This is a genomic window from Sandarakinorhabdus sp. (genome assembly GCF_051860625.1).
Lineage (GTDB): Bacteria > Pseudomonadota > Alphaproteobacteria > Sphingomonadales > Sphingomonadaceae > Sandarakinorhabdus.
This window is the reverse complement of the sequence record NZ_JBHYDQ010000025.1, coordinates 1-9,906: the sequence shown is the minus strand read 5'-3', so window position 1 is coordinate 9,906 and position 9,906 is coordinate 1. Positions and strand designations below refer to the sequence as shown.

The window sequence follows — 9,906 nt, the reverse complement described above, 5'->3', positions numbered from 1 at the left end:
ACGCTGCCCTGGGCCAAAGGCGCGCCGCCCCGCAGGGGTCGCCCGTCAGGGCGATGACGGTGATCCAACTTGGTCGAAAAGCGCTCTAGGCCGCGTCGCGTTGATAGCGCTGCCGCACCCGCTGTTCGGTACGCAAGCTGTCCGCGGCCATCGCCAGCATCGCCTGATAGGTTTCCGGCGCGATGGCCAGGAAACTGCGCCGGCCGTCGCGCTGGCAGGGCCGGCGCACGATCAGGCCTTCGCGGGTCATGCTGTTGATCCAGCGCAGCGCCGTGGTGCTCGGCACATCGGCAGCGATGCACAGGCTGGTGACCGAGGTTTCGCGCCGCCAATATTGCGCCACCGCCAGATCGAGAAGGATGTCCCACGCGGGTTCACCCAGCGACAGCGACGGCAGGTGCCGCGCCCGCAAGCGCCGGATGCGGAACTGGCTTTCCAGAAAGGCGACGCAATCGCCCTCGGCGACATCGATATTCTCGGCTGCCGGGGCCGCGCCCTGCCCGACCAGGCGGTCAGCCAAAGCGGCCAGCCCCTGCGCCATGTCCGCAACCTGGCGGGCAATGGTCATGGCTTGATCCGATCCGCCGGCATCGCTGCCCGGGCCGATCCGCATGCGGCTGGCCAGCGCCTGGAGCGCGGCAAGATCGCCGGGCGTGGCGGGCAGGTCGATACCAGCCGAACTGCCGTCATTTGGGCCTTTATCTGGGCCGGCATCTGGCGGGAGGGCTGGCGCCATCTGCACCACTTTGCGTGACGCAGACGTTCTAGACCGCAATGCAGAGCGGTCATCGCCCGCAAATTCCTGGCCATCAAACTGTTGGCCATCAAATCGTTGGCCATCAAATTCTTGCGATAAACCCGCATCCTGCCCGGCATCCATCATCTCAACTGCGCCCCCGCGCTCACGGCAAATCGGCAGCAATTTGTAACAGTCGCTCCAGTTGCTGGATGCAGGGAGGCTGCTCCAATATGGATAGTCCAAGGTGTGAAATATGTTCATTCAGGTTTTTGTTTGGTGACCAGACGGCAATCGGCGGCAGCGGCGCGGTGGCATCCACCGGCACCATCGCCAGGCACAGATCGGCCGGAGGCCGCATGGCCGGGCCGGGCGGCAGCGTGACGACATCCCAGCCCAGGATGTCGGCAATCATCGCCACCGGCTCGGCCAGCGCCGCTGGCAGGCCGCACAACGCCAGGCGATACGGCGCGTGTACGCCGCTGGTTGCCGCACTCGCTGCGCGTATGTCCCGGCTCAGATCTGGCTGCATCGTCTCCGCCGCGCCTCCGGCTGCGACGGCACGAGCGCCGTCGGCTCAGACAACGGCCAGGATGCACGGCACTTTTGGGCCGAAAATGGTTAGCCGGCAAAAACCATCAACTGCTCCAGTGCCAGCAACGACACCGGCATCACCAGCCGATCCAGCCCGGCCGTTGCCAATGTGGCCGCCAGCCGGCGATCATCGCAAGCAACCTCGATGATGTTGCCCTGCGCCCGCATCGCCAGGCGCGATCCGTGCGGGTCGTTTCCGATCACGGCCCACCCCATGATCTGGAACATCAGGCGGATGGTTTCCGCCTCTGCCGCCGGAAGATTTGCAAGGCACAATTGCCTGACCGTGCACGCGTCGGCCCTCTCCGACGGTGCACTTCGCTGAGTAAGCACCATGAATCCCCAATCTTGACCCGACGATAATGTTAACGAAACGCTAATCGGTCGCAAGGCGAACAATCTCCAATATGAACTTATGCCGGGTCGTCTCGACTCCCGCGCGCCGGCATGCTTCCATATCCGGGCAATCAACAAAGGGGAGATTCGTCATGTTCAGTCACATCATGGTCGGCGCCAACGACACGGCCGCGTCCAAGGCCTTCTACGACGCCACGCTGGGCGCCATCGGCGTCGCGCCCGGTTTCGCCGACGACAAGGGCCGCGTGTTCTGGATGACGCCCACCGGCATTTTCGCCATCAGCACGCCGATCGACGGCAACCCGGCCTGCCACGGCAACGGCAGCACCATCGGTTTTGCCATGGCCAGCCCGGAACAGGCCGACGCCTGGCATGCCGCGGGCCTCGCCAATGGTGGCACGGCCTGCGAAGATCCGCCCGGTGTGCGTGAAGGCGCGATGGGCCCGCTGTATCTGGCTTATTTGCGCGACCCGGCCGGCAACAAATTGTGCGCCCTGCACCGGATGGGTTGAGCATGCGCCGCCTTGTTCTGGTCGTGGCGGCCGGCCTGCTGGCCGCGCCCGCCCTCATCACGCCAGCCCGTGCCGCGCCCGTGCAGGATCGCGCTGTTCTGACGCTGGAAGGCGCCAAGGCCGTGCTCGCGGCCGCCGAAGCCGATGCTGCGAAGCGCGGGCTGAAGGTGACGATCACCGTCGTCGATTTCGCCGGCTTGCCGCTCGCCATGGCGCGGATGGACGATGCCAGCACGGTCGGTGTGGAGATCAGCCTGGCCAAGGCGCGCACGGCTGCGGGCTTCAACACGCCGACCGGCACCTATGAACAGCGCCTGCAAAAGGAAGGCGCACTGCGCCTGCTCACCCTGCCGATCGTCGCATCGGAAGGTGGCATCCCGATCAAGCGCGGCGGCCGCACCGTCGGTGCCATCGGTGTGTCGGGCGCCACCAGCCAGGAAGACGGGTTGATCGCCACGGCCGGCATTGCCGCGATCGAGGCTGCACTGGCGGCCAAACCCTGAGACGCGGGCGCACAACCATCTGACACACCATGCGACGGGGGCACTTGCCGCTGCCCCCGCCGCCGCGCTATTGAGGCGCCACGCCAAATTGGGCGAAAGACTCAGGAGAGATCGTCATACCACCGCCACCACGCCGTTTCATGAACACGCCCGCGCCGATTTCCGGGCCGCTTTATGATGAATTCATCCGGGCACCCAAGGTCAGGGTCATCGATCAGGACGGGGAGAATCTGGGTGTTCTCTACACGCGCGAGGCGATGGCCATGGCGCAGGAAGCCGGGCTGAACCTGGTGGAGGTGTCGCCCGGCGCGGACCCGCCAGTGTGCAAGATCCTCGATGTCGGCAAGTTCAAATATGAGGCGCAGAAAAAGGCCGCTGCTGCCCGCAAGAACCAGAAGACGCAGGAGATCAAGGAGATCAAGATGCGTCCCAACATCGACGAGCATGATTATCAGACCAAGATGAAGGCCATCAACCGCTTCCTGGAAGAAGGCGACAAGGTGAAGCTCACCCTGCGCTTCCGCGGTCGCGAGTTGAGCCACGGCGAATTGGGCCTGAAATTGCTGGAACGCGTGCGCGACGAGACGGCGGAACTGGCCAAGGTGGAGCAATTGCCCCGTCTGGAAGGCCGACAGATGCTGATGGTCATCGCGCCCAAGTGACGGCTTGGGGGGGTGTACGCCCTCCCAAAGCAGCGATCAGTCATCCCGGACTTGATGCGGGATCCAGGGCACCCGTGACCCGATCGGCGCGCCGCGCGGGGCATTGGCCGCCTGGATCCTGATCCGAAGGGCGGCTCGGACAAGTTGCGCCAGTCCCGGCAATTGTGTTTCCGGGCAGAGCCGGCTAACGGGCGGCAATGTCGTTTGCTGCCTCCGCCCTGTCCGGCCCGAAGCCGGATCAATATCGTGATCTCAATCAGCAACTTGCCGCGCTGATCAGCGATGAGCGGGATTTCGTCGCCAACATGGCCAACATGGCGGCGCTGCTGTTCCAGCAGTTGCCCGATCTCAACTGGGCGGGTTTCTATCTGATGCGTGGGCCGGAACTGGTTTTGGGGCCGTTCCAGGGCAAGCCGGCCTGCATCCGCATCCCGATCGGCCGCGGCGTCTGCGGCACTGCCGCTGCCACCCGCACGACGCAGGTCGTGCCCGATGTGCACGCCTTCCCCGGCCATATCGCCTGCGATGCGGACAGCCGTTCCGAAATCGTGGTGCCGCTTATGGTCGATGGCGTGTGTGTCGGCGTGCTCGATCTCGACAGTCCCCGGCCCGACCGTTTTGATGCAGACGACCAGGCCGGGCTGGAGGCGGCCGCATCGCTGCTGCTGAACGCCAGCCACATCACGCCCTGAACCACATTCGGCCTGGGTCGGCGCCTTATTTGTCAGGGCTGGAAAATCTCTTCGATGGTCAGCCCGAACAGCCGCGCGATGGCAAAGGCCAGCGGCAGGGTCGGGTCATAACGACCATTTTCGATCGAGCTCACCGTCTGCCGCGACACCTGCAGGCGTTCGGCGAGCTCGGTCTGGCTCCACCCGCGTGCGCTGCGCAGGTCGCTTACAAGATTCTTCACCGGTAGCGGCGCACGGCAAGGAAAATGCCGATGCCCCACAAGATGCCCATGATCGGCCACACCATGAACGCCCGCAACTGCGGCGCGCCGGCCGATTCGGCAAAGCCCCAGCCGAAGGTGATCACCGCCGTGCCCAGAAACGACAGCGCGATGGCATCGAACTGCACCCGCCGCTGCAATTCATCCATGCGATCAAGGCCGCGCAGGATCGCCCACACCGCTGCGGCTGCACCCAGCATCGGCAGCAATGCCAGCGCCATGCGGGCGGCGCCTTCGGGTTGCAGCCAGCGCTCGATGCTGTTGCTGGCCACCAGCAGCACCGCATACAGGCCCAGCGCTGCGCCCAATTCCATCATGTAACGTCGCGATTGAAACATCACAGCCTCCGCACGCATTGCACGCGCCAGCGCCGAACCGCTGACAAGTTTCCTTTACATGGGTCAGGTGCTTTTGACAAGTTTCCTTGTCATCGTCGCAAAAAAAGGGCCCGGCGCCAGCATTGGCACCGGGCCCCGCCCGCAGGTGCACACCGGCCAAAGGGGCCAGCCGGTGCATGTCCGCAGCTTAGCGTTCGATCCGCGCGATGACCTGGCGGCGCACGCCTGACTCGGCTTGTTCCAGTCCCTTCAGCGCCTTGGCACGCTCTTCGGCCGAGAGCCATGTCGCTGCGGCAATGGCCTTGCGGGCCGTGGCCATGGCCTCACGCATTTCCTTCTGGATGTCGCGGCCACAGGTGGCGAGCTGCGCAATGTCGGCATCGGCCGGCAGGGTGATGCCCTGCTTCGTGCAGTCGGCGCGCATCTCGGTCCGGACATTGGCCATGGCGGCTTCGGCGCGCTTGCCAGCTTCGGCAGCGTGGACCCCGGCGGCCAGAGCATGGCGGCGCACCATCACGATGTGGCGGCCATCCTCAGCCCGGGTTTCGTCCACCACATCGGCCAGATCATGCTCCAGCGCGGCCACATCCAGGTCGTCCTTGTCAGGCGTGCCGATCCGATCCTTCACGATCACCCGCACCGTCTGATCCTTGCCGTCCGTGCCGGCGCCCTTCTGCTTGAACAGCATCATCTTTTCGCCGGGCGACGGCGCCGGCGGTGCGACAGGCGGTTCCGGCGCGGCAGGGGCAGCGGCCGGCACTGCCGGCTGGGGCGGCACGGGCGGTTCGGGCGGGGTCGGCTGGCCCGACGCGGTGGCGGCCAGCGCAGCGGTGGCGACACCGGCCACCAGCAACCCACCAATCACCCGGCGCAGCGCGCCGAACTTGCGATCCTTCATCATGGCAATGCGCTCCTTCAATTGGGATTTGTGGTTCATGGCGCACGCCGCCACCGGCGTTGCCACACACGCAGATTTCAGCACGGCCCGGCCATACGCCGCGCGGGTATCGCCATCGCTGCCGGCGAGCACCGTGGCATCACAGGCCAGTTCCTGATCGGCGCGGAATGCGCGCCACGCAGCATGCGCCACCGGATTCCACCAATGCGCCGCCAGCACCACCAGCCCGGCCAAATTGGCCAGCAAATCGCCGCGATCGTGGTGGGCGCCTTCGTGCAGCAGGGTCATGCGGCGCTCGACTGGCGAATATCGGGTCAGGAAATCGGCTGGCAACAAGATGCGCCGCCGCCAGATGCCCGCCGCCATCGGGCCGGGCACGTGGACGGACATGATCACCTCCACCCCGCCCGCGGTGGTGAGCGGCGTGCCCTCGCGCACCGCCTGGCCGACGAAGCGCACGTGCCGCGTCCACTGCGCCGCCAGCCACACGACGGCGCCCACCGCCCACAGGATCAGCAGCAGCGTCGGCCAATCGGACACCAGGCCCAGCACCGATCCACTGTCCGGCGCCGGCAGGGGCTGCGAATATCGTACCGCATCGGCCCCCGGCATGATTGCCACCGCATAACCGCCATCAGGCCGCGCCCCGGCCACTGGCTCATAAAGCGATTGCCACCCCGGCAACGGCGGCAGGATCATGCGCAACAGCGGCAACGCCCACAGCGCATAGGCGAACTGCGGCCCCCACAATCGCGCCACCGGCCGGCGCAGGATCAGCACCAGCAGCATCAACAGCGTGCTGCCGATCAATGCTTCCACCAGCCAGGCGCTCATTGTTTCAACGCCTGGATCAGGGCTTCCAGCTCGGCGATGTCAGCGCTCGAAAGCTCGCCGCGCTCGGCCAGATGCGCCACCAGCGGCGTTGCGCGGCCACCGAACAGCCGATCGACCAGCCGCCGCGATTCTCCGGCCGCGATATCGCCACGCGCCACCGCCGGCGCATAGAGAAACCGCCGACCATCTTCGGTGGTGCTCACCGCGCCCTTGGCCGCCAGCCGCGACAGCAGCGTCTTCACGGTGGCGAGCGTCCAGCCCGTTGCCGCCAGCTCGGCCGCTGCCGCCAGCGCCGTCAGCGGCCCCTGCGCCCACAGCACTTCCATCACCTGCCATTCGGCTTCACTGATCCGTTCGGTCATTGCGCGGCTCCCAGACCTCGACATCGAGTCGATTACATCTGTCATCGCAATAGCGTTTACGCCTGTAATCGTCAAGTACCGTATTGCCTGCGTGATACAGGCAAGGGTGCCGCCAATCAGCCGCGCAGCACCGGCGCCGGCAACGGCCCGAGCAGCGCCTCCACCGCCATGCCGATCGCCAGCAGCCGGCGATCGCTGCCGGCTGGGCCATCGAGCTCAATGCCGACCGGCAGGCCGGCGCGGGTGCGCCCACACGGCAGCACCAGTGCCGGCAGGCCCAGGGTGCTGGCCGGGCTGATGTTGCGGGCAATGGCGGTCACGAACGACACGGCAACGCCGCCGATATCGATATCGCCCTGATCGCCCACCGGCGTTGCCGGCACCATCGTGGCCGGCAGCAGCATGGCGTCGATCCGATGGTCGGCAAACCAGGCCGCCATCGCCTGCTGCAACGCCGGCCGCGCCACATCGCGCGCCGCAGCATAAAGTTCGGCGGTGATCGCCGACGGCGCCCCGCGTAGCGCCATCTGGGTGAACACCGCGGCCACATCGGCACTGACGCCGGCAAACATCGTTTCGAAATCGACGGGTGCACCCGATTCGCGCAAATAATCCTCCAGCGCCGGCACCACATCATGCACCTGGATCGCCATGGCGACCGGCACGATCTGGTCCAGCCCAGGCACCGGCGCCTCGACAATCACTGCCCCCGCCGCCGCCAGAAGTTCCAGCGCGCGTTCGGTGAGCGCCGCGACTTCGGCGTCGAGACCGGCAAAGAAGAATGCGCGGTCGATGCCGATGCGCAGGCCCGCAACTGTTGCCGGCACGATCGGCGCATCCTCACCGCTGACCACCGCGTCGAACAGCGCCAGATCAGCCACGCAGCGCGCATGCGGCCCGATCTGATCGAACAACGGCGTGATCGGCGCGGTGCCGTCGGTCGGGTAACGGCCGGTGGTCGGCCTGAAGCCAGCGATGCCGCACAGCGCCGCCGGAACGCGGATGGAGCCTTGCGTATCTTCTGCCACGCCCAGCGGCGCCATCCGCGCCGCCACCGCCGCCGCAGTGCCGCCCGACGATCCGCCGGGGATGCGCGACGGGTCATGGGGGTTGCGCACCGGCCCGAATTCCAGATTGCTGCTGGTCCAGCCGAACGACAGTTCGTGGATGTTGGTCTTGCCCAGCACGATGGCGCCGGCCGCCTTCAGCCGGGCGATCGTGGTGCCGTCGCGTGCCGGGATCCAGCCGCGCAGCGCCCGCGTTCCCACCGTGGTTGCGATGCCGGCGGTGTTCACGCTGTCCTTCACCGGGATCGGCAGGCCGTGCAACGGGCCGAGCACCCCGCCCGCCGCCCGATGCGCATTTGCCGCCCGCGCCGCCGCACGCACCGCATCGGGATCGAGCGTGATGAAGGCATTGAGCCCGGCGCCCGCAGCGCAGCGCGCCAGCAACGCTTCGGCATAATCCAGCGCCGACATCTCGCCGGCCCGCATCGCCGCCACCGCCGCGCTGGCCGAAAGTTCGATCATGTCTGCGCTGTTCATCTGTTTCTCTCCCTGCCGGGTGTTCCCCGCCCAACCAATCGCCACAACCCATTGCTCATCGCTTCGTGGCAAACCAGATCACATGCGTGGCGCCCTTGCCATTCGCGCGCGCCCGCACCGGCACCGTTTCGACCGCGAAGCCTGCGTGCGCCACCCGCCGCGCAAACGCCGGGTCGGGCGAAGCTGACCACACGGCAAGTACCCCGCCGGGGCGCAACGCCTGGCGCGCGGCGGCCAGGCCCTGGGGGCTGTAGAGGCCATCATTGGCAGCGCGTGTCAGCCCGTCCGGCCCGTTGTCCACATCGAGCAGGATTGCATCATAATGCGCCGTCGCCTGCGCCATCGCTGCTGCGACATCGCCCATGGTCAGCGTCACGCGGCGATCATCCAGACACCCCTGCGTCACCGCTGCCATGGCGCCGCGCGCCCATTCGATGATGCCGGGCACCAGCTCCACCACCGTCACCCGCGCGTCTGCCCCCAGCCGGCCGAGCACGGCACGCAGCGTGAAGCCCATGCCATAGCCGCCGATCAGCAGATGCGGCGCCGCATGGCCGGCCAGCCGATCGCAGGCCATGGTGCCCAGCGCATCTTCTGATCCATGCATCCGCGTGCTCATCAACTCGTTGCGATCGAGCACGATCATGAAATCCCCGCCGCGCCGGAACAGCCGCAGCGGCGGCCCGCCCGGCACCTCGGCCACGCCGATCAGTTCGCGCGGGATCATCGGGCAGAGCGCCCCAGTAACGTCATGCTGCGTCCTTCTGCCCAAACCGCCACATCCGCGCGGCACGTACCACGCAGTTTCTGTTGACGAAGCTGCCGCTGTAATGGCAATGCCCGCCCGTGTCGCCGGTGCTGCCGCTGTGAATTGCAGCATCTCCCAGCGATACCGGATCAGGCTGGCACCCTGATGTGCGGGTATGATGTAATGGTAGCCTGCTAGCTTCCCAAGCTCGACGCGCGGGTTCGATTCCCGCTACCCGCTCCACGTTGTTCGCCGGATTTTCCTACGTTATATCCTTTGTGATAAATGCTTGGCCCCCAAGTTACTGGAAGGGCCTTGCCATGCAGTTGTCCAAGCATTTTCACCTGCGCGAATTCACGCGCAGCCAGACCGCGGCGCGGCGCGGGATCGACAATCAACCGGGGCCGGTGGCGGTCGATGCACTGGCCGTGCTGTGCGAGACGTTGCTGGAGCCGGTGCGGCGCAATTTCGAGCGGCCGGTGGTGGTGAACAGCGGCTATCGCAGCGCCCTGCTCAATCGCGCCATCGGCGGCGCGCGCACCAGCCAGCATATGCTGGGCGAGGCGGCCGATATCGAAATCCCCGGCCTGGCCAACGCCCGGGTTGCCCAGTGGATCGCAGCGAACCTGGCGTTTGACCAGTTGATCCTGGAGGCGCATGTGCCCGGCGATCCGGCCTCGGGCTGGGTGCATGTCAGCGTGGCGCAGGGCCGGCCGCCGCGCCGGCAAGTGCTCACCGCGACCCCGCGCGGCGGTGGGCGGCGCGGGATGGATTATCGCGCGGGCCTGCCTAGACTCGATTGCATTTAGATTGAAGCATAGCCTGAGTTTCTGAGGTAGTTGGCACACTCGTGTGGCGGGAAGCTG

Annotated in this window: 14 protein-coding genes and 1 tRNA gene; 6 read left to right on the top strand and 9 right to left on the bottom strand. The window is 66.6% G+C overall.

The window, feature by feature from the left end; genetic code table 11:
* Positions 1–85: 85 nt before the first annotated feature.
* From ACTIEZ_RS15380 to ACTIEZ_RS15370, 3 genes are all read right to left on the bottom strand, one after another.
* Positions 86–736: a hypothetical protein gene (locus ACTIEZ_RS15380; RefSeq protein WP_439547567.1), complete on the bottom strand. Its 651-nt coding sequence runs from the start codon at positions 734–736 to the stop codon at positions 86–88.
* Positions 737–902: 166 nt separating this feature from the next.
* A complete protein-coding gene (locus ACTIEZ_RS15375; RefSeq protein ID WP_439547566.1) occupies positions 903–1,268 on the bottom strand; it encodes a hypothetical protein in 366 nt (121 codons plus the stop codon).
* Positions 1,269–1,357: 89 nt separating this feature from the next.
* Positions 1,358–1,534, bottom strand: a complete 177-nt coding sequence (locus ACTIEZ_RS15370; RefSeq protein ID WP_439547565.1) for a hypothetical protein — start codon at positions 1,532–1,534, stop codon at positions 1,358–1,360.
* 284 nt (positions 1,535–1,818) lie between these two features.
* On the opposite strand from ACTIEZ_RS15370, the gene ACTIEZ_RS15365 reads away from it, so the two are divergent.
* From ACTIEZ_RS15365 to ACTIEZ_RS15350, 4 genes are all read left to right on the top strand, one after another.
* Complete coding sequence (locus tag ACTIEZ_RS15365) at positions 1,819–2,199, top strand: VOC family protein (protein WP_439547564.1); 381 nt, start codon at positions 1,819–1,821, stop codon at positions 2,197–2,199.
* 2 nt (positions 2,200–2,201) lie between these two features.
* The gene (locus tag ACTIEZ_RS15360) at positions 2,202–2,702 is read left to right on the top strand and encodes a GlcG/HbpS family heme-binding protein (RefSeq protein WP_439547563.1); all 501 of its coding nucleotides are present in this window, start codon (positions 2,202–2,204) and stop codon (positions 2,700–2,702) included.
* Positions 2,703–2,842: 140 nt separating this feature from the next.
* Positions 2,843–3,364, top strand: coding sequence for a translation initiation factor IF-3 (gene infC / locus ACTIEZ_RS15355; RefSeq protein WP_439547562.1), 522 nt, complete (start codon positions 2,843–2,845; stop codon positions 3,362–3,364).
* A 197-nt stretch (positions 3,365–3,561) separates the two neighbouring features.
* Positions 3,562–4,056, top strand: a complete 495-nt coding sequence (locus ACTIEZ_RS15350) for a GAF domain-containing protein (protein WP_439547561.1) — start codon at positions 3,562–3,564, stop codon at positions 4,054–4,056.
* 32 nt (positions 4,057–4,088) lie between these two features.
* Here the strand turns inward: ACTIEZ_RS15350 and ACTIEZ_RS15345 are convergent, their stop codons facing one another.
* From ACTIEZ_RS15345 to ACTIEZ_RS15320, 6 genes are all read right to left on the bottom strand, one after another.
* The gene (locus tag ACTIEZ_RS15345) at positions 4,089–4,277 is read right to left on the bottom strand and encodes a helix-turn-helix transcriptional regulator (protein WP_439547560.1); all 189 of its coding nucleotides are present in this window, start codon (positions 4,275–4,277) and stop codon (positions 4,089–4,091) included.
* Complete coding sequence (locus tag ACTIEZ_RS15340; RefSeq protein ID WP_439547559.1) at positions 4,274–4,633, bottom strand: hypothetical protein; 360 nt, start codon at positions 4,631–4,633, stop codon at positions 4,274–4,276. The genes ACTIEZ_RS15345 and ACTIEZ_RS15340 overlap by 4 nt, the downstream gene beginning before the upstream one ends.
* 208 nt (positions 4,634–4,841) lie before the next feature.
* Positions 4,842–6,386: a M56 family metallopeptidase gene (locus ACTIEZ_RS15335; protein WP_439547558.1), complete on the bottom strand. Its 1,545-nt coding sequence runs from the start codon at positions 6,384–6,386 to the stop codon at positions 4,842–4,844.
* Complete coding sequence (locus ACTIEZ_RS15330) at positions 6,383–6,748, bottom strand: BlaI/MecI/CopY family transcriptional regulator (protein ID WP_439547557.1); 366 nt, start codon at positions 6,746–6,748, stop codon at positions 6,383–6,385. Before ACTIEZ_RS15330 ends, ACTIEZ_RS15335 begins: the two co-directional genes overlap by 4 nt.
* A gap of 116 nt (positions 6,749–6,864) precedes the next feature.
* On the bottom strand, positions 6,865–8,292 hold the full coding sequence (locus tag ACTIEZ_RS15325; RefSeq protein ID WP_439547556.1) for an amidase family protein: 1,428 nt from the start codon (positions 8,290–8,292) through the stop codon (positions 6,865–6,867).
* A gap of 55 nt (positions 8,293–8,347) precedes the next feature.
* The gene (locus ACTIEZ_RS15320) at positions 8,348–9,019 is read right to left on the bottom strand and encodes a spermidine synthase (protein ID WP_439547555.1); all 672 of its coding nucleotides are present in this window, start codon (positions 9,017–9,019) and stop codon (positions 8,348–8,350) included.
* 190 nt (positions 9,020–9,209) lie between these two features.
* Here ACTIEZ_RS15320 and ACTIEZ_RS15315 point away from each other — a divergent pair.
* Positions 9,210–9,283: transfer RNA gene (locus ACTIEZ_RS15315), tRNA-Gly, on the top strand.
* Positions 9,284–9,360: 77 nt separating this feature from the next.
* Entirely contained in the window at positions 9,361–9,849 is a 489-nt protein-coding gene (locus ACTIEZ_RS15310) for a D-Ala-D-Ala carboxypeptidase family metallohydrolase (protein WP_439547554.1), read from the top strand.
* Positions 9,850–9,906: the final 57 nt, after the last annotated feature.

Excerpts from the sequence above, each read along its gene's own strand:
- ACTIEZ_RS15340 (WP_439547559.1), bottom strand. The coding sequence starts at position 4,633 with ATGATGGAATTGGGCGCAGCGCTGGGCCTGTATGCGGTGCTGCTGGTG.
- ACTIEZ_RS15365 (WP_439547564.1), top strand. The coding sequence starts at position 1,819 with ATGTTCAGTCACATCATGGTCGGCGCCAACGACACGGCCGCGTCCAAG.
- ACTIEZ_RS15320 (WP_439547555.1), bottom strand. The coding sequence starts at position 9,019 with ATGATCCCGCGCGAACTGATCGGCGTGGCCGAGGTGCCGGGCGGGCCG.
- ACTIEZ_RS15330 (WP_439547557.1), bottom strand. The coding sequence starts at position 6,748 with ATGACCGAACGGATCAGTGAAGCCGAATGGCAGGTGATGGAAGTGCTG.
- ACTIEZ_RS15360 (WP_439547563.1), top strand. The coding sequence starts at position 2,202 with ATGCGCCGCCTTGTTCTGGTCGTGGCGGCCGGCCTGCTGGCCGCGCCC.
- infC (WP_439547562.1), top strand. The coding sequence starts at position 2,843 with ATGAACACGCCCGCGCCGATTTCCGGGCCGCTTTATGATGAATTCATC.
- ACTIEZ_RS15375 (WP_439547566.1), bottom strand. The coding sequence starts at position 1,268 with ATGCAGCCAGATCTGAGCCGGGACATACGCGCAGCGAGTGCGGCAACC.
- ACTIEZ_RS15325 (WP_439547556.1), bottom strand. The coding sequence starts at position 8,292 with ATGAACAGCGCAGACATGATCGAACTTTCGGCCAGCGCGGCGGTGGCG.
- ACTIEZ_RS15310 (WP_439547554.1), top strand. The coding sequence starts at position 9,361 with ATGCAGTTGTCCAAGCATTTTCACCTGCGCGAATTCACGCGCAGCCAG.
- ACTIEZ_RS15380 (WP_439547567.1), bottom strand. The coding sequence starts at position 736 with ATGGCGCCAGCCCTCCCGCCAGATGCCGGCCCAGATAAAGGCCCAAAT.
- ACTIEZ_RS15350 (WP_439547561.1), top strand. The coding sequence starts at position 3,562 with ATGTCGTTTGCTGCCTCCGCCCTGTCCGGCCCGAAGCCGGATCAATAT.
- ACTIEZ_RS15335 (WP_439547558.1), bottom strand. The coding sequence starts at position 6,386 with ATGAGCGCCTGGCTGGTGGAAGCATTGATCGGCAGCACGCTGTTGATG.